This window comes from Plantibacter cousiniae (nom. nud.) (assembly GCF_977070315.1).
Genome location: NZ_CDRVEU010000011.1, coordinates 98288 through 121454 on the forward strand (window position 1 = coordinate 98288; position 23167 = coordinate 121454).

22 protein-coding genes are annotated in these 23167 nt (G+C 61.3%); 19 read left to right on the forward strand and 3 right to left on the reverse strand.

Annotated elements, in window-relative coordinates:
- Window positions 1-290 precede the first annotated feature (290 nt).
- Window positions 291-584 carry a hypothetical protein gene (locus tag ACW55A_RS20195; protein WP_003307908.1) on the reverse strand — a complete coding sequence of 98 codons (294 nt, stop codon included), beginning with the start codon at window positions 582-584 and terminating at the stop codon, window positions 291-293.
- Between the two features lie 95 nt (window positions 585-679).
- Here ACW55A_RS20195 and pbpC point away from each other — a divergent pair, with 95 nt between their 5' ends.
- Window positions 680-3028 (forward strand): peptidoglycan glycosyltransferase PbpC, encoded by a 2349-nt coding sequence (gene pbpC / locus ACW55A_RS20200; protein ID WP_498811534.1) that lies wholly within the window; start codon window positions 680-682, stop codon window positions 3026-3028.
- Window positions 3029-3154: 126 nt separating this feature from the next.
- Here the strand turns inward: pbpC and ACW55A_RS20205 are convergent, their stop codons facing one another.
- The gene (locus ACW55A_RS20205; protein WP_003368825.1) at window positions 3155-3562 is read right to left on the reverse strand and encodes a response regulator; all 408 of its coding nucleotides are present in this window, start codon (window positions 3560-3562) and stop codon (window positions 3155-3157) included.
- 41 nt (window positions 3563-3603) lie between these two features.
- Window positions 3604-3843 (reverse strand): Flp family type IVb pilin, encoded by a 240-nt coding sequence (locus ACW55A_RS20210; RefSeq protein WP_122267108.1) that lies wholly within the window; start codon window positions 3841-3843, stop codon window positions 3604-3606.
- 320 nt (window positions 3844-4163) lie between these two features.
- Between ACW55A_RS20210 and cpaB the strand changes: the two genes are divergently transcribed.
- From cpaB to purD, 18 genes are all read left to right on the forward strand, one after another.
- The gene (cpaB, locus tag ACW55A_RS20215; protein WP_455809289.1) at window positions 4164-5123 is read left to right on the forward strand and encodes a Flp pilus assembly protein CpaB; all 960 of its coding nucleotides are present in this window, start codon (window positions 4164-4166) and stop codon (window positions 5121-5123) included.
- A gap of 35 nt (window positions 5124-5158) precedes the next feature.
- Window positions 5159-6394: a type II and III secretion system protein family protein gene (locus ACW55A_RS20220; protein ID WP_499140626.1), complete on the forward strand. Its 1236-nt coding sequence runs from the start codon at window positions 5159-5161 to the stop codon at window positions 6392-6394.
- A complete protein-coding gene (locus ACW55A_RS20225; protein ID WP_003368829.1) occupies window positions 6391-7581 on the forward strand; it encodes a CpaE/TadZ family protein in 1191 nt (396 codons plus the stop codon). Before ACW55A_RS20220 ends, ACW55A_RS20225 begins: the two co-directional genes overlap by 4 nt.
- Complete coding sequence (locus tag ACW55A_RS20230) at window positions 7581-8837, forward strand: TadA family conjugal transfer-associated ATPase (RefSeq protein ID WP_003313926.1); 1257 nt, start codon at window positions 7581-7583, stop codon at window positions 8835-8837. Before ACW55A_RS20225 ends, ACW55A_RS20230 begins: the two co-directional genes overlap by 1 nt.
- Before the next feature lie 18 nt (window positions 8838-8855).
- Window positions 8856-9740, forward strand: a complete 885-nt coding sequence (locus ACW55A_RS20235; RefSeq protein WP_455809291.1) for a type II secretion system F family protein — start codon at window positions 8856-8858, stop codon at window positions 9738-9740.
- Window position 9741: 1 nt separating this feature from the next.
- Window positions 9742-10626 carry a type II secretion system F family protein gene (locus tag ACW55A_RS20240; RefSeq protein ID WP_044309562.1) on the forward strand — a complete coding sequence of 295 codons (885 nt, stop codon included), beginning with the start codon at window positions 9742-9744 and terminating at the stop codon, window positions 10624-10626.
- 35 nt (window positions 10627-10661) lie between these two features.
- Entirely contained in the window at window positions 10662-11399 is a 738-nt protein-coding gene (locus ACW55A_RS20245) for a tetratricopeptide repeat protein (RefSeq protein ID WP_065350630.1), read from the forward strand.
- A complete protein-coding gene (locus ACW55A_RS20250; RefSeq protein WP_003431725.1) occupies window positions 11396-11668 on the forward strand; it encodes a DUF3613 domain-containing protein in 273 nt (90 codons plus the stop codon). The genes ACW55A_RS20245 and ACW55A_RS20250 overlap by 4 nt, the downstream gene beginning before the upstream one ends.
- A 105-nt stretch (window positions 11669-11773) precedes the next feature.
- Window positions 11774-13561 carry a protein-disulfide reductase DsbD gene (locus ACW55A_RS20255; protein WP_455809293.1) on the forward strand — a complete coding sequence of 596 codons (1788 nt, stop codon included), beginning with the start codon at window positions 11774-11776 and terminating at the stop codon, window positions 13559-13561.
- A gap of 129 nt (window positions 13562-13690) precedes the next feature.
- Complete coding sequence (aroQ, locus tag ACW55A_RS20260; RefSeq protein ID WP_002555369.1) at window positions 13691-14143, forward strand: type II 3-dehydroquinate dehydratase; 453 nt, start codon at window positions 13691-13693, stop codon at window positions 14141-14143.
- 76 nt (window positions 14144-14219) lie between these two features.
- Entirely contained in the window at window positions 14220-14681 is a 462-nt protein-coding gene (accB, locus tag ACW55A_RS20265; protein ID WP_003368836.1) for an acetyl-CoA carboxylase biotin carboxyl carrier protein, read from the forward strand.
- Window positions 14682-14698: 17 nt separating this feature from the next.
- On the forward strand, window positions 14699-16042 hold the full coding sequence (gene accC / locus ACW55A_RS20270) for an acetyl-CoA carboxylase biotin carboxylase subunit (protein ID WP_003368837.1): 1344 nt from the start codon (window positions 14699-14701) through the stop codon (window positions 16040-16042).
- A 137-nt stretch (window positions 16043-16179) separates the two neighbouring features.
- Window positions 16180-17058, forward strand: a complete 879-nt coding sequence (gene prmA, locus ACW55A_RS20275; protein ID WP_122265466.1) for a 50S ribosomal protein L11 methyltransferase — start codon at window positions 16180-16182, stop codon at window positions 17056-17058.
- 24 nt (window positions 17059-17082) lie between these two features.
- Window positions 17083-18393 carry a DUF3426 domain-containing protein gene (locus ACW55A_RS20280; RefSeq protein WP_498811533.1) on the forward strand — a complete coding sequence of 437 codons (1311 nt, stop codon included), beginning with the start codon at window positions 17083-17085 and terminating at the stop codon, window positions 18391-18393.
- Between the two features lie 317 nt (window positions 18394-18710).
- Window positions 18711-19724 (forward strand): tRNA dihydrouridine synthase DusB, encoded by a 1014-nt coding sequence (dusB, locus tag ACW55A_RS20285; protein ID WP_003368840.1) that lies wholly within the window; start codon window positions 18711-18713, stop codon window positions 19722-19724.
- Window positions 19721-20041, forward strand: a complete 321-nt coding sequence (gene fis, locus ACW55A_RS20290; protein ID WP_002555375.1) for a DNA-binding transcriptional regulator Fis — start codon at window positions 19721-19723, stop codon at window positions 20039-20041. Before dusB ends, fis begins: the two co-directional genes overlap by 4 nt.
- An 80-nt stretch (window positions 20042-20121) precedes the next feature.
- Window positions 20122-21726, forward strand: coding sequence for a bifunctional phosphoribosylaminoimidazolecarboxamide formyltransferase/IMP cyclohydrolase (purH, locus tag ACW55A_RS20295; protein ID WP_498811532.1), 1605 nt, complete (start codon window positions 20122-20124; stop codon window positions 21724-21726).
- 118 nt (window positions 21727-21844) lie between these two features.
- The gene (gene purD, locus ACW55A_RS20300; RefSeq protein WP_003431732.1) at window positions 21845-23140 is read left to right on the forward strand and encodes a phosphoribosylamine--glycine ligase; all 1296 of its coding nucleotides are present in this window, start codon (window positions 21845-21847) and stop codon (window positions 23138-23140) included.
- Window positions 23141-23167: the final 27 nt, after the last annotated feature.

The following is a 23167-nucleotide window of genomic DNA, read 5'->3' on the forward strand; positions in this document are numbered from 1 at the left end:
GACAGTGGAAGCAAGCTTGCTCACAAAGGGGCCGACGCACCACAGATCCAGTAGGAGCGACCGGGGCGGCGATCCGCATTGTTCGCGAAAGGACCGGTACAGGCTTCGGAAACAGCGTGCCCGAACCATCGTCTTCGCGAGCAAGCGAAGCGTCGCCCGGCTCGCTCCCACAAAGGCCTCACTGCATCGACAGCAATGGCGGTTCTTCGGTGTATCTACGTGGGAGCGAGCTTGCTCGCGAAGGCGTCGCCCCGTTCACCCACCATGGCGGCAGGCTAGCCTTCAACGCATCAATGAATGATCCAGCTCAGCAACCAGAGGCCCAGCGCCAGCCAGATGATGCCAAGGATGATCGAAGCGCGCATGAAGGCGCGGACCGCCGAGTACAGCAGCATCAGGCCGATGACCAGTGCGATGATGCTGATCAGCGAGGTGTCCATGCCCAGCGTGCGGGACAAGCCATCGACAAAATTTCCCCCAGCATGGGTAAACCCGTTGAACAACCACGCCAGACCGTCGACAAAGAAGCGAATGATCGCGCCGATGGCCTGCCCGAGCCATTCAAAAAAGCCTTCTACCTGCATATGTACGTCCTGATTGGGGTCGTGAAGAAAATGGTCTGTTCGCTTTGGCTGTCGCAATGCGTGTCAGGTTCCGTGGATCATAAAGGCTCTTTGCGTTGAAACCTGAATTTCTTCTGCGCCTGCCGCGAACATTCAAGTGGCTGGCGGGCGCGATCATGCTGCTGATCGCCCTCCTCTGGCTGGCCGACCGACTTTGGCCGCTGCCACTGCCCAGAGACGATCTGGCTCGCGTCGTCCTGGCCGAGGACGGCACGCCACTGTGGCGCTTTGCCGACGCCAATGGCGTGTGGCGCTACCCGGTCAGCAACGAGCAGGTCTCGCCCTACTACCTCGAAGCCCTGCTGACCTACGAAGACCGCTGGTTCTACAGCCATCCCGGGGTTAATCCGCTGGCGCTGTTACGCGCCACCTGGCAAAACCTCAGCGGTGCCCGTGTAGTCTCGGGTGGCAGCACGCTGTCGATGCAAGTGGCGCGGTTGCTCGATCCGCATTCACGCACGCTATCCGGCAAGTTTCGTCAGCTGTGGCGTACGCTGCAGCTTGAGTGGCACCTGTCCAAGGATCAGATCCTCAGTCTGTACCTCAATCGCGCCCCGTTCGGCGGCACACTGCAAGGCGTCGCAGCCGCCAGTTGGGCCTATCTGGGCAAGTCGCCGCAGAACCTGACCCGCGCCGAGGCAGCATTGCTGGCGGTGCTGCCACAGGCGCCAAGCCGCCTGCGTCCTGATCGCCACCCGCAGCGGGCGCAGCAGGCCCGCGACAAGGTGCTGAGGCGCCTGGCAGAGTTTCAGGTGTGGCCGCAAGCAAGCGTGAACGAAGCACTGGAAGAGCCTTTGTGGCTGGCACCGCGACAGGAACCGAGCCTGGCGCCGTTGCTGGCCCGACGCCTGAATCGCCCCAACAGCCCGCCACTGATCCGCACCACGCTGGACGCCTCACTGCAACGGCGCATGGAAGACCTGCTGATGGGCTGGCGCGCACGACTCCCGGAGCGAACGTCGGCAGCGATTCTGGTGGTCGAGGCGGAAAACATGGCCGTGCGCGCGTACGTCGGCTCGGTGGACATCAAAGACGCCAAGCGTTTCGGCCATGTGGACATGGTCACTGCCCTGCGTTCGCCGGGCTCGACGCTCAAGCCGTTCCTGTACGGCATGGCCATGGACGCCGGGCTGATCCACTCCGAATCCCTGATGCAGGATGTACCGCGGCGCTATGGCGACTATCGACCAGGCAACTTTTCGAGCGGTTTCGGCGGGCCGGTGGCGGCCAGTTCGGCGCTGTCGATGTCGCTCAACCTGCCTGCCGTGCAATTGCTCGAGGTCTACGGGCCGAAGCGCTTCGCCGCCGAACTGCGCAATGGCGGCGTCCCCCTGACCCTGCCGCCGCTGGCCGAGCCGAGTCTGGCACTGATTCTTGGCGGCGCAGGCAGTCGGTTAGAGGACTTGGTGACAGGCTACAGCGCCTTCGCGCGCGGCGGGCGCAGTGCCGATGTTCGACTGCAACCGCAGGACCGACTGCGTGAACGGCGGATGATGTCACCGGGCGCTGCGTGGATCATTCGACGCATTCTCAGTGGCCAGTCGCGCCCGGACATCGACCCGCGCGCCGAGCTGGTACAGCGCCCGCAACTGGCCTGGAAAACCGGCACCAGCTATGGCTTCCGCGATGCCTGGGCGATTGGCGTCGGGCCGCGTTTCCTGGTCGGTGTCTGGATCGGTCGGCCGGATGGCACACCGGTGCCAGGGCAGTTCGGGCTGGCGTCGGCGGCGCCGCTGATGCTTCAGGTGCACGATGTGCTGGTCAATCGCGACAGTCAGCGCGGGATCGCCGCACTGGTGCAACCCGTGCCGCAGAACGTCGGTGTGGCCGCCATCTGCTGGCCGCTGGGTCAACCGATGAGCAAAAGCGACCCCAATTGCCGTCGCCAACGTTTCGCCTGGACGCTTGACGGCACCACGCCGCCCACCCTGCAAGCGGCCGACCAACCGCTCGGGCTGGGTTTGCAGGAACGTGTCTGGGTCAATGCCAAGGGGCTACGCGTCGCGGCCAATTGCCCGGACGCCCGAGCGCAGGACATCGCGCTGTGGCCTGCGCCTCTTGAGCCCTGGCTGCCCAGAGCAGAGCGGCGTGATGCACCCCTGCCGCCCGCTGACCCGGATTGCCCACCGCAGAACCTGAACCTGGCGCCCCCGCTGAGCATTGTCGGCGTGCGCGAAGGCGACAACCTGCGCCTGCCTGCCGCCAGTCGTCAGGCTTTACGCCTCACGCTCTCGGCGCTCGGCGGCAGTGGCCATCGCTGGTGGTTTATCGATGGCAAACCTCTGGCAGACACCGACACCCGGCAAGACTTCACCCCCACCCTGAGTAAACCGGGGCGTTATCAGTTAAGCGTGCTGGACGAGAGCGGCCAGACGGCGCGGGTTGAATTCAGCGTGGTGGAGTGAACGCAGACGGGTGTGACGCAGAGCGTCACGAAAGGCGTTCCCACGCTGGAGCGTGAGGAACGCTAGCCCTTTAACTATCGTGCCCATGCTTCAGCGTGATCATGCTGCAGGGCGCGATGCCTGTCGTCACTGAACCTGGAAAACCTTCGGCTCGGGAAACAGGTTGTTGAGGGTTTCCAGCAAACGGACGTGATAGATCGGTTTGCGGAACAGGTCGAGCACATGCAGGCGCAGCAAATCGCTGACGTCATCCATGTCGGCATGGCCGGAGGTGACAATAACGGGCAAATGCTGGCGTGAGGTGTGGTCGCGCAGGTGGCGAATCAGCTGAATGCCGCTTTCCTCGGGCATACGCAGGTCAGTGATTACCAGCGCGATATCCGGATGAATGGTCAACTGGTGCAGGGCCATCTTGACGGAAGACGCCGTGAAACAGCAGAACCCCTCACCTTCGAGCAGTTCTGCCAATTCCTCGTTTGCGTCCTCTTCGTCATCAACCAGAAGCAGTTGTTGGCGGATGGGGTGGACAGCCATGTGGTTATCTCAACAGGGTGAACTCATAGCGCAATCATAGACTACCCCGCCGTAGGTGTGGAGGCCCCAGGCGTTGTACCCGTCGTGGTACCCGTCAAGGCAGTCTGAATTTTTGTGAAAATCGCCCCCACACTTGTGCTGATCGTTGGAACAAAAGCAATCAACGCCACGGCAACCATCGCCGCTACCAAAGCGTATTCAATACCTGACGCCGCTTCACGATCCCTCAAAAAACAACTGATCCGGGTATAGGCGCCTACATAAATCTTGGTCAGGAACATCTCATTTCTCCTTGCGCCTCCGAGACGCGAACATGCATGACACATGCGAAACTGTGTGCACCTCCAGCATTGTCTCCAATCCATAAACCCACAATCGCAACAAAGCATTAACCAGAAAGTTATAACCCCTGCACATGCCCCAAAACAAAGGCTTCAAACGGAGTCTCGTCAGCAAAAAACCCTTACACACCAAAGCATAATGGCGCTTTTGAATGAATGAGCTAATGTCACTAAAAGCCGTTATGCCGTTCACCGTTGCTTGGTTTAAAAGTTGATGCACCGGTTCGAGAATGTCCTGCGATGACAAAGGGAAACTTGCCATGAGCAGTCGTGTCACCATGGTGCTCGCTGTAGTGTTTTTGCTGGGTGCGTTAATCGCTGGGTATCTGGGAATTATTGTCGGCAGACCAACCGAAGTGTCTGTTGATGCCCCACAATCGGCACCACCTGTAACCACAGAACAAACCACCCCGCCCGCTCCGACTCCGCCCGTCGAGGATGCTGTGCGTCACAACGTTGTGGTGCTGGCGCGGGATGTTCCTGCCTACACCGCAATCATGGCCGATGACCTGACCATCGAGCGCCTCAAGGTCGCCCCACCCGGTAGCTTTGAAGCCATCGATAAAATCGTCGGCCGCAGCAGTTGGCGCACGCTGACCGCCGGAAGCTGGCTTACGGAGAGCAACTTCGAAGCAGGCGGCACCCTGGCGCGAATGATCCGGCCGCACGAGCGGGCCCTGGCGTTACAGGTCGATGAAGTGACGGGCGCCTCCGGGCAACTCAGCCCCGGCGACTACGTGGATGTACTGCTTTATCTGCCTGAAGACGTGAGCAATCCGAATCGGTCGAGCCAGGTCGTGGTGCCTGCCCTGCGCATTCTCGGCGTTGGTGCGCTGCTCGGTCCGGACCGCAGCGGCAAGCCGGTGCAGGACCTCAACGCTGACGAACGCCTCAAACAGGAGCAGCAGCGAATCAACGCGCGAACCGTCACGGTCGCGGTGCCACAAGCCCTGGTGGCGCGCCTTATGCTGGCCTCGCAAACCGGTGTCCTGCGTCTGGCTGTGCGCAGCGCCGACGAGGGCAACCTGCAGGATTACTGGGCCAACGAAGCCGGCGGCCCAGAGGCTGCCGAGCGACTCGATTCAGCCAACCGCCAACTGGTCAGCTTCAGACAACTGAGCCTGGGGCCGGCCAGCGCGCCGACAGCAGGCGCAACCCCGCGTACGTCTCGCGCTGTCGAGGTCATACGCGGTAACCAGATCACGCAACAAACTCCCTGATTGAGCAAGGATTGCATTTGATGAGCTGTTGTTCCGTGCCAGTTATAAAACCCCGTTTGCTGGCGTTAGTCATCGCAGCACTGTGCGCGCCAGGCGCGTCGGCCGCTTCGGGCAGTTGTGCCGGCCTTGCCGCCATGCCGGCGGCCGTGGAAATCGACCAGGGCATTCAACAGGAGGTGCGCTCTGCGGTGCCCATCACCCGCATCGCCGTGGGTGATCCGAAAATCGCCGATGTGCACGTCAACGGCACCGACGGTTTTCTGTTGACCGGCGTCGCGCAGGGGACGACCAGCCTGATGGTCTGGACGGCCTGCGCAAGTGCGCCGCGCCAGAGCATGGTCTTCGTCCGTGGCCGGGCGACGACAGCCATGGTCGAGAGTGTAACCGCGCCCTCTGCCGATGCGCAGTTACCCAGCCAGGTGCAGACCGATATTCGCTTTATCGAAGTCAGCCGCACCAAGCTCAAGGAAGCCAGTACCTCGATATTCGGCAAGGGCTCGAACAACTTTCTGTTCGGCGCGCCCGGCACAGTGCCGGGTGTCAACGTCACGCCAGGCACCGTCAGCGGCACAAGACCAAACATTCCGCTGAACAACAGCAACTTCAATATCGTCTGGGGCGGTGGCAGCAGCAAGGTGCTGGGCATGATCAATGCCATGGAAAACAGCGGCTACGCCTACACCCTGGCACGTCCCAGCTTGGTCGCCCTCAACGGGCAAAGCGCGAGCTTTCTGGCCGGCGGCGAATTCCCGGTGCCGGTGCCCAATGGTGAAGGCAACGGTATCTCCATCGAGTACAAGGAGTTCGGCGTGCGCCTGACCCTGACCCCGACTGTCGTCGGCCGGGACCGGATTCTGCTGAAGGTCGCGCCGGAAGTCAGCGAACTGGATTTCTCGGCCGGTATCACCATCGCCGGGACCACTGTGCCGGCACTCAACATCCGCCGTACCGACACCAGCATTGCGCTTGCCGACGGGGAGAGTTTCGTGGTCAGCGGCCTGATCAGTTCCAGCAACAGCGGCTCGGTGGACAAGTTTCCCGGCCTCGGCGACATCCCGATTCTCGGTGCATTTTTCCGCAGCTCGCAGATCCAGCGCGACGAGCGCGAACTGCTGATGATCGTCACCCCGCATCTGGTCCAGCCACTGGCCGCCAACGCCCGGCTGCCGTCACTGCCAGGCGAGGGGCTGCGCACCTATGACCCGAGCTTCCCGCGCCTGTATTTTCTGGAAAACGGCGATTTCGACCGCCGCGACGGATTATCCAAATGAGCCAGAGCCTGAGCCAGACCTTCCTGGCAATCACCCGTAACAATACCGACCTGGAGTGGCTGCAAAGTGCTCTGGGTTCGCTGGGTCAGGTGGTCAGTGCCGGTACGGGCAGCCTCGACGACCTCCTGGCGCTGGTGGACGTGACGTTTGCCAGCGTGGTGTTCGTCGGGCTCGACCGTGAGCATTTGATGACTCAGAGCGCCCTGATCGAAAGTGCGCTGGAAGCCAAGCCGATGCTGGCCATCGTTGCGCTCGGCGATGGCATGGACAACCAGTTGGTGCTTAACGCCATGCGCGCCGGGGCCAGGGACTTCGTTGCCTACGGGTCCCGCTCCAGTGAGGTCGCCGGCCTGGTCAGACGTCTGAGCAAGCGCCTTCCCGCTGTGACGCCCAACCCGAACATGAGCGGCCTGTCGGTGCTGTACGGTGTGCAAAGCGATGACGACGGGGCCTTGATCGCGACGCACCTGGCGATGGTCGTGCACAAGACCGGCCAGCGCACGCTGCTGCTGGACCTCGGCCTGCCACGCGGCGACAGCCTGTTGATGCTCGGTCTTGAATCGACCTTCAGCTTCGGTGACGCCCTGCGCCATTTGCGCAGGCTCGATGCAACGCTGATCGACAGCGCCTTCACCACCAGCGAAAGCGGCCTGCGCATTCTGGCCTACAGCGAAGCCGACGATCATCTGGAACAGTCCAGCGCCGCCGAGCTTTATATGCTGCTCAGCGCACTGCGCCAGCATTTTCAGCATGTGGTCGTGAACCTGGTGGGGCAGCCGGACAGCGAGGCCTTGCGCTCGCTGGTCAGCCATTGCGATCAGTTGCTGTGGTACACCGACCAGAGCGTGCTGGGCTGTCGACGCAACCTGACGGTGCTCAACAACTGGCGCGAAAAAGGCATGAAAATGCAGCACGCCAGCCTGCTGGTCGATCGCTATCAGCGCTCGGTTGCACCCAATTCCGAAACCGTGAGCAAAACCTTCGGCCTGCCGGTGCTGGCGGTACTGCCGCTTGCCCCGGAGCTGCGCCTCAATGCCAAGAATCAGGGCGTGACGCTGTTCGAACTGGCCTCACGCGACGCTCTGTGCTCCGGGCTGCGGCGGCTTGGCGAGCATTTGGCACGGCATGCCGAGGCACGCGAGAAACCCGATCAGGGCTGGCTCGCTCGACTGTGGGGGAACCGGTAATGGCGGAGAAACTGTTTGGCGTCTCATCGCGCACGCAAGGCAAGCCTGACGACGGGCAAGGCCTGAAACTGGTGCTGCACCGTTACATCATCGATGGCATGGAGGAAAGCGGCAAAAGTCTGCTCGAAGGCTCAAGGCCAGCCCTGGCGCAATTCGTCATCGACAAGGTGGCCGAATACGTCGCACGGCTGCGGCTGGCCATCTCGCGTTACGAAATGGAGCGCCTGGCTGAAGAGCTGGTCGATGAACTGACCGGCTTCGGCCCACTGGAAGTGCTGCTGCGCGACACTTCGGTGACGGAAATTCTGGTCAACGGGCCAGGCAAGGTATTTGTCGAGCGCGACGGCGTGCTGCACCACACCGACCTGCGCTTTATCGATTCACACCATGTCGAGCGCGTGATGCAGCGCATCCTGGCACCACTCGGGCGCCGCCTGGACGAATCCTCACCGATGGTCGATGCGCGTCTGCCCGATGGCAGCCGGGTCAACGCGATCATTCCGCCCATCGCGCTGGACGGCCCATGTCTGTCGATCCGGAAATTCCGCAAGGACATGCTCAAGAGCGCCGACCTGGTGGCCATGCAGACCATCGATCAGTCGATTTTCGAGTTCTTCCAGGAGGCCGTCGGCAAACGCTGCAACATTCTGGTCAGTGGCGGCACCGGTACGGGCAAGACCACCATGCTCAACGTGCTGAGCCAGTTGATCGACAGCAATCAGCGGCTGGTCACCATCGAGGACGTTGCCGAGCTGCAGCTCAGTCACCCGCATGTGGTGCGTCTGGAAACCCGCCCGCCCAACGCCGAAGGGCATGGCGAGGTGCGCGCCAGCGACCTGATCCGCAATTCGCTGCGGATGCGCCCGGACCGCATCATCCTCGGTGAGATTCGCGGCGTCGAAGTGCTGGACGTATTGACGGCGATGAACACCGGCCACGACGGTTCGATGAGTACCGTGCACGCCAACAATGCACAGGATGCCCTGCTGCGCCTGGAAACGCTGGTGGGCCTGACCGGGCGGCTGATCCCGGAAAAGACCCTGCGCCAGATGGTCTGCGCGGCACTGGATGTGATTATCCAACTGACGCGTCTGCCTGACGGGCGCCGCTGTGTCAGTGAAGTGGTGGAAGTGGTCGGCATACGCGATGACATCTATGTCACCAATACCCTGTTCCGCGTTGATCGTCGCACCGGGGTCGGCTTCATGCGCGAAGCGGCCCACGCTGCCGGCGACAAGCTGCGGCCTGGCTACTGACATGACCAGAGAGTCGGCATGAGTGCGTCACTGGTACTGGGCCTGATCTCCGTGATGCTGCTGATGGCGTCCATCCGCATGTTCTATCTGGCGCTCAACCAGGGTGCCAGTGAGCGGGTCAGGCAGCGGCTGATGGCCGGGCAAGTGCAACCCGTGGCCGAAAAGACCGGCTGGAGCTACCTGGATCGGGCCTTTTTGCGCGCCGGGCTGGGACAGCCGACCAAACGCATGGGCCTGGCCTTGTCGCTGTATGCGCTGCTGATACTGATCGGCTACGCAACGGCCAGTATCGTCGGTGCGGTAAGCGTGCTGCTGGCGGTGCCTGTGACACTGCGCGTGTTCGTGTCGTGGCGCTACGAGGTGCGCGTGCGCCGCATGATCCAGCAACTGCCGCAATTGCTCGACCATACCGTGCGCAGCCTCAAGTCCGGCAGAACCCTGGCCGACGCGGTACTGCACGGCATCGATGCCACGGACCAGCCGCTCAAGGACGGCATGAGCCGGATCGAGCGTAACGTACAGCTGGGCGTCAGCCTGCCGGATGCGGCGAGGGATTTTGCCGAACTGTATGAGCGCGACGAGTTTCACCTGTTCGCCATCGGCTTGCGGGTCAATCACCGTTATGGCGGCAATGCCAGCGAACTGATGGAAAACCTGATCAAGCTGATTCGCGATCGGGAACAGGCCGGTCGTCAATTGCGCGCCATGACCGGCGAAACCCGCATGACTGCGTTGGTGCTGGCCCTGCTGCCGATCACCATGGCCGGTTACTTTCTGGCGGTGAACCCCAGTTATCTGCTGCATATGTGGGACGACGACAGCGGCAAGATCATGCTGAGCATGGCCTTCGCGCTACAGGTCACGGGGTGCGTGGTGCTGTGGCGCATGTTGAGGAGCATTTGAGATGGAACTGGTATTCGCTGCCATGATGCTTGCCGCTGCAGCATTTCTGCTGTTGTCCGGCGTAGCCCGTCAACGCCGCAATGAACGTCTGGTGGCCAGGCGCTTGAGGGGCCAGGTGATCCGCGAAAGCCGCATCGGCAGCCTGTTGCGCTTGCTCGGCGATACCCGCATAGGCCAACGCAGCATCAGCCTGGATTCGGAAACCCAGATACTGCTCAACCGCATCGGCTGGCGGCGCGCCAGCAAACGTTCGTTGTTCGCGGCCTGCCAGGTCGGCGTTCCGGTCGGCCTGATGGTCATGGTCATCCTCGGCCAACTGCTGTTTTTCAAAGGCGTCCAGCAACCGCTCATCGCGCCGATCTTTGCCTTGGGAGTCGGTTATCTGCTGCCCAAGCGGATTCTGGCGGCCGCGGCTCGGCGCCGTCAGAAACAAGTGGTGGTGGAAATCTCTACCTTTATCCCGCTGCTGCGCATCCTGTTCGAGTCCGGCATGGCGGTCGAGCAGGCCCTTCGGGTGCTCAGCAACGAAGGCAAGGACCTGTTGCCGGTGCTGTCCGAGGAAATCCGCGTAGTGCTGGTGCGCGTCGACTCCGGCTTGGAGCTGGGCGAAGAACTGAGAAAAACCGCTGCCCTGCTGGCTGTCGACGAGTTGAGCGACACCTGTGTGATCCTCAATCAACTGATTCATCAGGGCGGCGGCGCGTTGAAGTCTCTGCTCACGCTCAAGCAACTGATCGACGACCGACGCTTGACCCGTCTGCAGGAATACATTTCCAAACTCTCGGCAAAGATGTCGGTGGTCATGATGGTGTTTCTGTTCCCCGCCCTGCTGATTGTGCTGGCCGGGCCAGGCTTCATGGCAATAAGCCGCGCACTGGGCAGTTGACCCGGTGTTACCCGTGGACGAAAGGACGCATTGCAATGAAACCAGTGATCGTACTACTCGGGCTGTTGTTGCTGGGCGGATGCGCCAGTGATGGTCGCCCCCTCTGGACGCAGACCACGGCTCAGCCGGGCCAGTGCCCCAAGCTGACCTCGGATCAGGAGTTTTCGCTGAATCTGGCTCAGAACATGGCCGATGAAGGCCGCCTGCATGCCAGCCTTGCCAACCTGGAAAGCCTGCCCGACAGCCTGGGCGAGGTTCGCCTGCGCAAGGCCCGGGTGTTGCGGCTTTTGGGCAGCAACGAAGCCGAGCCTCTGTACCGCAGCCTGCTGGGCACCTGCCGGGCAGCCGAGGGTGAGCATGGCCTAGGGCAACTGGCCGCAGCGCGTGGTGACAACACGCTGGCACAGCAACACCTGCTGATGGCCAGCAAGCTGCAACCGACCGATGAAAAGATCCGTAATGACCTGGGCGTCGTCTACCTCAATCAGTTGAAACTGGAACAGGCACGCTTTCAGTTCCTGACGGCCATGGAGCTCAAACAATCGGACTCGCTGGCGGCGGTGAACCTGGCCACGCTGCTGATCTATCAGAATAACTGGACGCAAGCCGCCGAACTGGCGTCGCGGGCCGGGCTGACGCCTGAGCAGGTGACCGATGCCCAGGCGCGTGCCGAGCAATTGCGGAAGCCCCCTGCCGCTCCTCTAGCATCTGCACGGCCCATTGCGAGCCTGACAGGGCAAAATGATCGTCAGTCCCAGGAGGTAAGACCATGAAGCGCATCCTATTCACCGGGTGTGTACTGCTGTTGAGCGCAGGTGATGCCTGGGCAGACAACAATGAAACTGCGGCCTCTGAAACCAGACAGACCGAGACCTGGCTGCAGCTTCAAGCCAGCGGCAAGGCCGCTTCGCCGACGCCGCAGGTCAATACCGCGGCAGAACGTGACCTCAGCCTGCAACGCTGGCTGGACACGTATAAGTACAAGATCCCGGATTTTTACGACCAGGAAGCTGGTGGCAGCTTTTCCTCGGGCAAGAAATAATTCCGGCACGTCGTGGGCCTGCTGACACCCACTCTTACAACCTGCCCTCGGCACGCCGCCGGGCACTCCGTTATCATGCGCAGACTTTCGAGATTCGAGACTGCCATGCGCCGTTTGTTATGCCTGCTGTTATTGATCCTGGCCCTACCCGCCTCCGGCGCCGGTCTGCTGGAAAGCCGACCTTCATCCACGCTGGGCGGCGGCTCGCTGGATAACAGCAAGGACTTCCTGCCAGTGCGTCAGGCCTTTCAGTTGAGCCTGATCGAAACGACGCAGGAGTCGATCAAGCTGAGGCTGGTCGCCACCGATGGCTACTACCTGTATCGCCACCGCTTTCAGTTCCGCACCGAGCCTGCCGACATCGGCCTTGGCGAAGCGCAACTGCCCAAGGGCGAGCAGAAACACGACGAGTATTTTGGCGATGTCGAGGTCTATCACGGCATTCTCGATATCGACCTGCCACGCAAACCCGGCGAACAGCGCCCCTTCACCCTCGCCGTCACGTACCAGGGCTGCGCCGACAAGGGCTTGTGCTATCCACCTGAAACCGAGCGTTTGAGCATTGGCGACGTAGCCGCCAGCCCGAGCGACCAGGCGTCTGCCAGCGCAGCCACAGCGGCCGCCTGGAGCTGGAAAGAACTGGCGCTGTTTTTTCTCGCAGGCGTAGGCCTGACCTTCACACCGTGTGTACTGCCAATGTTGCCGATTCTGTCCGGCGTGGTGCTGCGCGGCCAGGTTGGCGGGTTGCGCGGGCTGAGCCTGTCTCTGGCTTACGTACTGCCGATGGCGGCGTGCTTTGCCCTGCTGGGCGCGCTGATGGGTGTGTTCGGTGCAGGCCTTAACCTGCAGGCGCGCTTGCAATCAGCCTGGGTACTGGTGCCGTTCTCGGCATTTTTCGTGATCTTCGCCATTGCCATGTTCGGCGCTTTCGAACTGCGCCTGCCGCAGTCCATCAGCTCTCGTCTGGACCGTATCGCCGGCAAGACCCAGGGCGGCTCATTGTGGGGTGCAGCGGTGCTGGGCGTGGTCTCCAGCCTGTTGGTGTCACCTTGCGTATCGGCGCCTCTGGCCGGTGCGCTGTTGTATATCAGCGCCAGCGGCGATGCACTCGGCGGCGCTCTGAAACTGTTCGCGCTGGGCCTGGGCATGGGCGCGCCGCTGTTGCTGATCGCAACCGGCGGTGCCACATGGCTGCCGAAAAGCGGCCCTTGGCTGGTGACGGTTAAAAACGCCATCGGTGTGCTGCTGCTGGGGCTGGCCATCGGCCTGCTGAGCCGCGTACTGCCAGGGCAAGTCACGCTGTTGCTGGTGGGTCTGTTGTCGGCCGGTGTCGCACTGTTTCTCGGCACCCTGGAGTTCAATGTCAAAACCACACGGCAGAAACTCGCCCAACTGCTGGGGCTGGCGCTGCTGGTCTATGCGCTGGCGTGCTGGTACGGCGCGCTGTCCGGGCAGACCGACCCCATGCGCCCGCTGGGCCGCGAGTACGCCACGGCGAATAACGGAGCGGTAGCTCCGGCCGCCTCACAGTGGCAGACGATCACCACCTCCGCCGAACTGAACCGTGTGATGCAGGAGGCCCGGCGCGAGGGCAAACCGCTGGTGCTCGACTGGTATGCCGACTGGTGCATCAGTTGCAAGGTCATCGAACACGAAGTCCTGCCTGACCCGGGTGTGGTCGCCCGCTTGTCGGGTTACAAGCAGGTGCGTTTCGACATGACCGACAGCAACGCAGAGCAACGCGCCCTGCTTGACCGGTACAAGCTGTTTGGCCCGCCAGCGCTGCTTTTCTTCGATAAAAACGGCGAAGAACAGCAAACTGTACGGGTCGTCGGCGAAATCGACGCGGCAGGCCTGATCGAGCGTCTGAACAGCGCCAATGACCAAAACTGATCCCTGAGTCATAAACTTTGCGCGAATATCGCTCATTGTGCTGGCTACTGTTGTTAACTGGACAGTCCACTGCCCTTCCGGCATAGTCGCCGGGCGTAAACCGCTCGCAGACAATAAAAGGAACACGCAATGGCGACTATCCTGGTCCTACATGGGCCCAACCTGAACCTGCTGGGCACTCGGGAACCCGGGGTCTACGGCACTATCACCCTGCCTCAGATCAATCAGGACCTGGAGCAGCGCGCTCGCGATGCCGGTCACCATCTGATGTATCTGCAAAGCAACGCCGAGTACGAACTGATTGATCGCATTCACGCCGCTCGCGGTGAGGGTGTGGATTTTATTTTGATCAATCCGGCTGCTTTTACGCACACCAGCGTTGCAATACGTGACGCGCTGATGGGAGTGAGCATCCCATTCATCGAAGTGCATTTATCGAACGTGCACAAACGCGAACCTTTCCGCCATCACTCCTACTTTTCAGATGTCGCTGTAGGAGTGATCTGCGGCCTTGGCGCCAGCGGTTACCGACTGGCCCTGGAAGCCGCCCTGGAACAACTGGCCGCCAGTGCCAAGCCATGATGAGTCCAGCCTGAAGCTGACCATATGGCTTGAGCCGGCCGACACATTGCCCTTACAGAACCTTGGGAGTTGATTAATGGATATTCGCAAAGTCAAGAAACTGATCGAATTGCTGGAAGAGTCCGGCATCGACGAGCTGGAAATCCGTGAAGGCGAGGAATCCGTACGGATCAGCCGCCACAGCAAGACTCCGGCACAGCCTTACTACGCACCGGCTCCGGTTGCTGCACCTGCAGCCGCTCCGGCTCCGGCAGCAGCACCGGTTGCGGCAGCTGCAGAAGCGCCATCGGCTCCGAAACTGAACGGCTTTGTAGTCAAGTCGCCAATGGTCGGTACGTTCTACCGTACCCCGGCGCCTACTTCGCCTGCATTCGTTGAAGTCGGCCAGACCGTCAAGAAAGGCGACACCATCTGCATCGTCGAAGCGATGAAAATGATGAACCACATCCAGGCAGAAGCCAGCGGTGTGATCGAATCCATCCTGGTAGAAAACGGTCAGCCGGTTGAGTTTGACCAGCCGCTGTTCACAATCGTTTGACCCGGGGAGAGCCTGCGATGTTGGAAAAAGTTCTGATCGCCAACCGCGGCGAAATTGCCTTGCGCATCTTGCGTGCCTGTAAAGAACTGGGCATCAAGACCGTCGCTGTACACTCCACAGCAGATCGCGAGCTGATGCACCTGGGCCTGGCAGACGAAACCGTCTGCATCGGTCCGGCACCGGCCAATCTGTCCTACCTGAACATTCCGGCGATCATTTCGGCTGCCGAAGTGACCGGCGCCACGGCGATCCACCCGGGTTACGGGTTTCTCGCCGAGAACGCCGACTTCGCCGAACAGGTCGAAAAATCGGGCTTCGCTTTCATCGGTCCCAAAGCAGACACCATTCGCCTGATGGGCGACAAGGTTTCCGCCAAGGACGCCATGAAGCTGGCCAACGTGCCGACCGTTCCCGGTTCCGACGGCCCGCTGCCGGAAGACGAGGCAACCGCTCTGCGCATCGGTCGTGAAGTCGGTTACCCAGTGATCATCAAGGCCGCCGGTGGCGGTGGTGGTCGCGGCATGCGTGTGGTTCATCGCGAAGAAGACCTGATCGAAGCTGCGTCCCAGACCCGCGCCGAAGCAGCGGCCTGGTTCAGCAACCCGATGGTCTACCTGGAAAAATACCTGACCAACCCACGTCACGTGGAAGTCCAGGTGATTTCCGACGGCCAGGGCCAAGCCATTCACCTGGGCGATCGCGACTGCTCGCTGCAGCGCCGTCACCAGAAGGTTCTGGAAGAAGCGCCGGCACCGTTCATCGACGAAAAGGCGCGCGAGGATGTCCTGGCCGCCTGCGTCAAGGCGTGTATCGATATCGGCTATCGTGGTGCGGGTACTTTCGAGTTCCTGTACGAAAACGGTCGTTTCTACTTCATCGAAATGAACACCCGTGTTCAGGTGGAGCACCCGGTTTCGGAAATGGTCACCGGCATCGACATCGTCAAGGAGATGCTCAGCATCGCCGCCGGCAACAAACTGTCGTACACCCAGGATGACGTGGTCATCAAGGGTCATGCGCTGGAATGCCGGATCAACGCCGAAGACCCTAAGACCTTCGTGCCAAGCCCTGGTCTGGTCAAGCACTTCCACGCACCGGGCGGCAACGGTGTACGGGTCGATTCGCACCTGTACAGCGGCTACAAGGTACCGTCCAACTATGACTCGCTGATCGGTAAAGTGATCACTTGGGGCGCGACCCGCGAAGAAGCCATGGCACGCATGCGCAATGCCCTGGACGAAATCGTGGTCGACGGGATCAAGACCAACATCCCGCTGCACCGCGACCTGACCCGCGATGAAGGCTTCTGCGAAGGCGGAATCAACATCCACTACCTGGAGCACAAACTGGCCAATCAATAAGCCAGTCTGCTTCACCACGACAAAGCCGCAGTGATGCGGCTTTGTTGTTTGCAGCGCATAGCAGTAAACTTGCCCGCTTCCTGCGGCCGCACCGGCTGTAAAAGCCGCACTTATTTCCAAATCGAAGGTAATCCGCCATGCCTTGGCTGCAAGTCCGTCTCGCCATCAGCCCAGAACAAGCCGAAACCTACGAAGACGCCCTTCTTGAAGTCGGCGCCGTGTCTGTGACCTTCATGGACGCCGAAGACCAGCCGATTTTCGAACCCGAACTCAATACAACGCCGCTGTGGGCGCACACGCACCTGCTCGCACTGTTCGAAGCCGACACCAATGCCGAAATGGCCCTGGCACACCTGAGCCTGCTGACCGGCGAAGAGTTACCCGAGCACAGCGCCGAAGTCATCGAAGATCAGGACTGGGAACGCAGCTGGATGGATAACTTCCAGCCGATGTGTTTCGGCAAGCGCCTGTGGATCGTGCCGAGCTGGCATGCCGCACCACAGCCGGACGCCGTGAACCTGTTGCTCGATCCGGGCCTGGCGTTCGGCACCGGGACCCACCCGACCACCGCGCTGTGCCTCGAGTGGCTGGACGGCCAGGACCTCGAAGGCTGCAACGTGCTGGATTTCGGCTGCGGCTCGGGCATTCTGGCCATCGCCGCACTGCTGCTGGGTGCCGAACAGGCCGTTGGTACCGATATCGACGTGCAGGCACTGGAAGCCTCTCGAGACAATGCCGGACGCAACAATATCGCGGCCGAACGCTTCCCGCTGTACCTGCCCGAGGATCTGCCGCCCCAGCAGGCCGACGTGCTGGTCGCCAACATTCTGGCTGGCCCGCTGGTTTCCCTGGCGCCGCAACTGGCAACCCTGATCAGGACCGGCGGACGCCTGGCACTGTCAGGCATTCTTGCCGAACAGGGTGAGGAAGTCGCGACAGCCTATGCTGAAAGTTTTGATCTGGACCCGATCGCAAACCGAGATGGCTGGGTACGCATCACGGGTCGCCGCCGTTAATCGCCGCTTCAACCGGACAGCCGCATGACCGACAGTTTCGTCACCCAGTGCCCGCACTGCCAGACCAGTTTCAGAGTCAGTCACGCTCAGCTGAGCGTGGCCCGTGGCGTGGTGCGGTGCGGAGCCTGCCTGCAGGTGTTCAACGCAGCGCGGCAGTTGCTCGAGCAGCGCGCCAGCGATGACGCCGAAAAAGAGACCCTGCCCGCCTCGCCGGTGATCGCGGCCCTGCCCGAACCGGAGGCCCTGCCGACGCCAGTGCCGGAGCCGGAGCCGGAGCCGGAAAAGACGCCCGAAGAGGACGATCCCTGGCAGGTCAGCGAGCTGGATCTGGACAATCTCAATTTGGACGAAGAACTGGCCCGCCTCGAACAACGCGAGATCCGCAGGCCTGACACCTTCGCCCGCCCTGTAAGCGATATCGGCAACGACGATGTGAGCATGACGGCGAAGCGTGACAGTCGGCAGAGCGACGAGGCGGCATGGGTCGATACGCTGCATAACGACGATGTCGAGCAACTGCCCGAGCTGCATGCAGAAGTCATCCCGGACACCGACTCTGTAGACGCTCCAGAGCCGCTGGAGGATGACACGCGTACCGAGCCGTCGCTGTCACTGGACAAGCATCTGGACGATGACGAGCCCCCGATGCCCGTCATCATCCAGCGCAAAGCTCCGCCCGCCGAAAAAGTCGAGCGCTGGTCTGCGGTGGATGACGATGATGAAGACGACGACCATGAGCCGGAGCCAGAACCGCGGGGCAAGCGCAGCCGCAACGAACCGGCAGTGCGCGACCAGACACTTCTTGACCTGACCGACGACCCTTTGCAACTGGACTGGCAACGGCCCAAACCACGCTGGGGGCGACGCCTGGCCTGGGGTCTGTTGATCGTACTGGCGCTGGCAGGTCTTGCAGGACAATACGTCTGGTACCACTTCGATCAGCTGGCACGCCAGGACCAGTATCGCCCGTGGTTTCAACAGATTTGCCCGCAGGTCGGCTGCAAGGTGCCGAGCAAGGTCGACATTTCCCAGCTCAAGAGCAGCAACCTGGTAGTGCGCAGCCACCCGGAGTTTCAGGGGGCTCTGGTGGTGGACGCGATCATCTACAACCGCGCCTCGTTTTCCCAGCCGTTTCCCCTGCTGGAACTGCGTTTTTCCGATACCGGCGGTCAGTTGATTGCCAGTCGTCGGTTCAAGCCCAGTGAATACCTGAGCGGCGAAATGGCCGGCAAGGAAGAGATGCCACCCCAGACGCCGATCCATATCGCGCTGGATATCCTTGATCCAGGTGCCAAGGCCGTGAACTACAGCCTGAACTTCCGCTCGCCGGAATGACTCGTCCGGCGCGACAGCGTCGGCCGAGACTGCTTTTTTACACGCTACTTTCACCAAAGAACGCTGCATGATCGCAGAAATTCAGCAACAAAATACCCTCTGACCGGACTCATCGAACTCAGGCAAGAGCTGTTCAGATTTTATCCAATTCAGCCTTTATCCAGTCATCGAGAGCGGGTATCATGCCAACCCTTTTTCAAACTCTCGGTTCGATCTGACGGTGGTGCATGCGGCTGGCGGGATGAGCCGTTGCAGACCGGGTGAAACGGTTTTTTACACGGCCTGCGGATGATTTGGCCTCCACAACAGGTAAGGCTATGTCGGCAGTACGCATCGGCCCATATACAGTGCAAAACGGCTTGATCCTCGCCCCGATGGCGGGCGTCACCGACCAGCCTTTCCGTCAGCTGTGCCGAAGACTCGGTGCCGGCCTGGTGGTGTCGGAGATGGTCACCAGTGACATGAGCCTGTGGAACAGCCGCAAATCGCGTCTGCGCATGATCCACGAAGGTGATCCCGAGCCGCGCTCGGTACAGATCGCCGGTGGTGATCCGCAGATGCTGGCGGACGCAGCACGTGCCAATGTCGAACTGGGCGCCCAGATCATCGACATCAACATGGGTTGCCCGGCCAAGAAAGTCTGTAACAAGGCGGCTGGCTCGGCGCTGTTGAAGGATGAGCAACTGGTCAACGACATCCTGCAGGCCGTCGTGGCTGCAGTCGATGTACCGGTCACGCTGAAGATCCGCACCGGATGGGATCGCGACAACCGAAATGGCCTGACAGTGGCGAAAATCGCCGAGCAGGCAGGCATTCAGGCACTGGCAGTGCACGGGCGAACCCGTGCCGACCTGTACACCGGCGAGGCCGAGTACGACACCATTGCCCAGATCAAACAGGCCGTGTCGATACCGGTCTTTGCCAATGGCGACATCGATTCACCGGAAAAGGCCCGGCACGTGCTGAAGGCCACCGGAGCAGACGGATTACTGATTGGCAGGGCCGCACAGGGGCGTCCCTGGATTTTTCGCGAGATAGAACACTTCCTGCGGACCGGAGAGACACTCCCGGCGCCGCAGTCGAGTGAAGTGGAACGCATTCTGCTTGAGCATCTGGCAGCGCTCCACGTTTTCTATGGAGACGTGATGGGCGTGCGCATTGCACGCAAACACGTCAGCTGGTATCTCGCAACCCTGCCGGGCGCCAGAGAGTTTCGCGCCCACTTCAATCGTTTGGAAGATACGGAAGCACAGTGCGCCAACGTCCGGGAGTTCTTCAGCCAAGGCTGCAAGGGCCCGGATAACGAGAATGATAAAGAGGTGGCCGCATGACGATGATGACCGAGACTTTAGTGAGTGGAACAACACCCGTGAGCGACAACGTCAATTTGAAACAGCACCTCAACACGCCGAGCGAAGAGGGTCAGACCCTGCGCGGAAGTGTCGAGAAGGCGCTGCACAATTATTTCGCCCACCTCGAAGGCGCATCCGTCACTGACGTCTACAACCTGGTGTTGTCGGAAGTCGAGGCTCCGCTTCTGGAAAGCGTGATGAACTACGTCAAGGGCAACCAGACGAAGGCCTCCGAGCTGCTGGGACTGAATCGCGGCACGCTGCGCAAGAAACTCAAACAGTACGATCTGCTTTAAAGCATTCAAAACAGAAAAGGCGACCTTGCACCGCGGTCGCTTTTTTTTGCTGACTTCTTTTGCTTTTGATGGAAATCGAGATGACCGACCAGACTACCCGCCTGCCGATCCGCCGCGCCCTGATCAGCGTATCCGACAAGACAGGAATCCTTGAGTTTGCCCGCGAGCTTGAAGCGCTGGGCGTCGAGATTCTTTCCACTGGCGGTACGTTCAAGCTGCTCAAGGACAACGGCGTCGCGGCAGTCGAAGTGGCCGACTACACCGGCTTCGCTGAAATGATGGATGGCCGGGTCAAGACCCTGCACCCCATGATCCATGGCGGGATTCTGGGTCGTCGCGGCATAGACGACGCCATCATGACCGAGCACGGCATCAAGCCGATCGATCTGGTTGCGGTCAATCTGTACCCGTTTGAAGCCACTGTCTCCAAGCCAGGCTGCGACCTGCCGACCGCCATCGAAAACATCGACATTGGCGGCCCGACCATGGTCCGTTCCGCAGCGAAGAACCACAAGGACGTCGCCATCGTGGTCAATGCCAGCGATTACGGCCAGGTTCTGGAAAGCCTCAAGGCCGGTGGCCTGACCTACGCCCAGCGCTTCGACCTGATGCTCAAGGCGTTCGAGCACACCGCCGCCTACGACGGCATGATCGCCAACTACCTGGGCGGCGTCGACCAGACTGCCGAAACCCTGAGCACCGAAGGCCGCAGCCAGTTCCCGCGCACCTTCAATACCCAGTTCGTCAAGGCTCAGGAAATGCGCTACGGCGAGAACCCGCACCAGAGTGCGGCGTTCTACGTCGAAGCCAAACCTGCCGAGGTCGGCATCGCCACCGCCACCCAGCTGCAAGGCAAGGAGCTGTCGTTCAACAACGTGGCCGATACCGATGGCGCACTGGAATGCGTCAAGAGCTTCGTCAAACCGGCCTGCGTGATCGTCAAGCACGCCAACCCGTGCGGTGTCGCGGTCTGCCCGGACGATGAAGGCGGCATTCGCCAGGCTTACGAACTGGCCTATGCCACCGACTCCGAGTCGGCATTTGGCGGCATCATCGCCTTCAACCGCGAGCTGGACGCTGCAACCGCCAAGGCCATCGTCGAGCGCCAGTTCGTCGAAGTGATCATCGCCCCGAGCGTCAGCGCCGAAGCCCGCGCCATCGTCGCGAGCAAAGCCAACGTGCGCCTGCTGACCAGCGGCCAGTGGAGCGAGCGCCTGCCTGCCTGGGACTACAAACGCGTCAATGGCGGCCTGCTGGTACAGAGCCGTGACATCGGCATGATCACCGAGGCCGACCTCAAGGTCGTCACCCAGCGTGCGCCTACAGAACAGGAAATGCATGACCTGATCTTCGCCTGGAAAGTCGCCAAGTACGTCAAGTCCAACGCCATCGTCTACGCCCGCAACCGCCAGACCGTCGGCGTCGGCGCTGGCCAGATGAGCCGTGTGAACTCGGCGCGTATCGCGGCCATCAAGGCTGAGCATGCCGGGCTGCAGGTTCAGGGCGCCGTGATGGCCTCCGATGCCTTCTTCCCGTTCCGTGACGGCATCGATAACGCGGCCAAGGTCGGCATCACCGCTGTCATCCAGCCGGGCGGCTCGATGCGTGACAACGAAGTGATCGCTGCAGCAGACGAAGCCGGCATCGCGATGGTGTTCACCGGTATGCGTCACTTCCGGCACTAATCAGAAAAACGGCCGCACTGGCGCAGGCGTCTGCTGCGTCATTGCGGCCTCGTACAGCGGGTTGGGTCGCCCCAGGCACACCGCGTACTCCAGAATCAGCGTCATCGAGGTTTTTGAAATGAATGTTTTGATCATTGGCAGCGGCGGTCGTGAACACGCCCTGGCATGGAAAGTCGCTCAGGACCCACGCGTGCAGAAGGTGTTTGTCGCACCGGGCAATGCGGGCACGGCGATCGAGGCCAAATGCGAAAACGTGGCCATCGACGTTCTGGCACTGGAGCAACTGGCGGATTTCGCTGAAAAGAACGTTGCGCTGACCATCGTCGGCCCGGAAGTACCGTTGGTTGCAGGCGTCGTCGACCTGTTCCGCAGCCGAGGCCTGGACTGCTTCGGCCCGACCGCTGGCGCTGCCCAGCTTGAAGGCTCCAAGGCGTTTACCAAGGACTTCCTGGCGCGTCACAAGATTCCTACTGCCGACTACCAGAACTTTACCGAGATCGAGCCTGCCCTGGCCTATCTGCGTGAAAAAGGCGCGCCGATTGTCATCAAGGCCGACGGCCTGGCCGCGGGCAAGGGCGTGATCGTCGCCATGACCCTGGCAGAAGCCGAAGACGCCGTACGTGACATGCTGGCTGGCAACGCCTTTGGCGACGCCGGTTCGCGCGTTGTCATCGAAGAGTTTCTCGATGGCGAAGAGGCCAGCTTCATTGTCATGGTCGACGGCAAGAATGTACTGCCCATGGCCACCAGCCAGGACCACAAGCGCGTCGGCGACGGCGACAGCGGGCCGAACACCGGCGGGATGGGTGCCTACTCCCCTGCCCCGGTGGTCACCGCCGAGGTTCATCAACGTGTCATGGACCTGGTTATCTGGCCGACCGTCAGGGGTATGGCCGATGAAGGTAACGTTTACACCGGCTTCCTCTATGCTGGTTTGATGATCGATAAAGCAGGCAACCCGAAAGTCATCGAGTTCAACTGCCGCTTCGGCGACCCGGAGACCCAGCCGGTCATGCTGCGTCTGCAATCGAGCCTGGTACTGCTGGTCGAGGCTGCGCTGGCGCAAGCGCTGGACAAGATCGAAGCACAGTGGGACCCACGCCCCAGCCTGGGTATCGTGCTGGCCGCAGGCGGTTATCCTGGCGACTACGCCAAAGGCGCGGTCATCGAGGGTCTGGACGCAGCGGCACAGCTCGAAGGCAAGATATTCCATGCAGGCACGGCCTTGCAGGATGAGCGTGTCGTGACCAGCGGTGGTCGTGTACTGTGTGCCACAGCGCTGGGTGACAGCGTCGGCAACGCGCAGGAAAATGCCTATGCGCTGGCCGCAAAAGTCGACTGGCAAGGGTGTTTCTACCGCAAGGACATTGGCTACCGTGCCATTGCCCGCGAGCGTGGCGAAGACCAGGAATAATCGATCGGACCAGCCTCTTCAAGCAGA

Bases quoted from the DNA above. Each gene is read 5' to 3' on its own strand.
- ACW55A_RS20240 (WP_044309562.1), top strand. From the start codon at position 9,742: ATGGAACTGGTATTCGCTGCCATGATGCTTGCCGCTGCAGCATTTCTG.
- ACW55A_RS20230 (WP_003313926.1), top strand. From the start codon at position 7,581: ATGGCGGAGAAACTGTTTGGCGTCTCATCGCGCACGCAAGGCAAGCCT.
- purH (WP_498811532.1), top strand. From the start codon at position 20,122: ATGACCGACCAGACTACCCGCCTGCCGATCCGCCGCGCCCTGATCAGC.
- ACW55A_RS20280 (WP_498811533.1), top strand. From the start codon at position 17,083: ATGACCGACAGTTTCGTCACCCAGTGCCCGCACTGCCAGACCAGTTTC.
- ACW55A_RS20250 (WP_003431725.1), top strand. From the start codon at position 11,396: ATGAAGCGCATCCTATTCACCGGGTGTGTACTGCTGTTGAGCGCAGGT.
- ACW55A_RS20235 (WP_455809291.1), top strand. From the start codon at position 8,856: ATGAGTGCGTCACTGGTACTGGGCCTGATCTCCGTGATGCTGCTGATG.
- aroQ (WP_002555369.1), top strand. From the start codon at position 13,691: ATGGCGACTATCCTGGTCCTACATGGGCCCAACCTGAACCTGCTGGGC.
- dusB (WP_003368840.1), top strand. From the start codon at position 18,711: ATGTCGGCAGTACGCATCGGCCCATATACAGTGCAAAACGGCTTGATC.
- fis (WP_002555375.1), top strand. From the start codon at position 19,721: ATGACGATGATGACCGAGACTTTAGTGAGTGGAACAACACCCGTGAGC.
- accC (WP_003368837.1), top strand. From the start codon at position 14,699: ATGTTGGAAAAAGTTCTGATCGCCAACCGCGGCGAAATTGCCTTGCGC.
- ACW55A_RS20210 (WP_122267108.1), bottom strand. From the start codon at position 3,843: ATGTTCCTGACCAAGATTTATGTAGGCGCCTATACCCGGATCAGTTGT.
- purD (WP_003431732.1), top strand. From the start codon at position 21,845: ATGAATGTTTTGATCATTGGCAGCGGCGGTCGTGAACACGCCCTGGCA.
- prmA (WP_122265466.1), top strand. From the start codon at position 16,180: ATGCCTTGGCTGCAAGTCCGTCTCGCCATCAGCCCAGAACAAGCCGAA.
- ACW55A_RS20205 (WP_003368825.1), bottom strand. From the start codon at position 3,562: ATGGCTGTCCACCCCATCCGCCAACAACTGCTTCTGGTTGATGACGAA.
- accB (WP_003368836.1), top strand. From the start codon at position 14,220: ATGGATATTCGCAAAGTCAAGAAACTGATCGAATTGCTGGAAGAGTCC.
- ACW55A_RS20255 (WP_455809293.1), top strand. From the start codon at position 11,774: ATGCGCCGTTTGTTATGCCTGCTGTTATTGATCCTGGCCCTACCCGCC.
- ACW55A_RS20195 (WP_003307908.1), bottom strand. From the start codon at position 584: ATGCAGGTAGAAGGCTTTTTTGAATGGCTCGGGCAGGCCATCGGCGCG.
- ACW55A_RS20245 (WP_065350630.1), top strand. From the start codon at position 10,662: ATGAAACCAGTGATCGTACTACTCGGGCTGTTGTTGCTGGGCGGATGC.
- cpaB (WP_455809289.1), top strand. From the start codon at position 4,164: ATGAGCAGTCGTGTCACCATGGTGCTCGCTGTAGTGTTTTTGCTGGGT.
- ACW55A_RS20225 (WP_003368829.1), top strand. From the start codon at position 6,391: ATGAGCCAGAGCCTGAGCCAGACCTTCCTGGCAATCACCCGTAACAAT.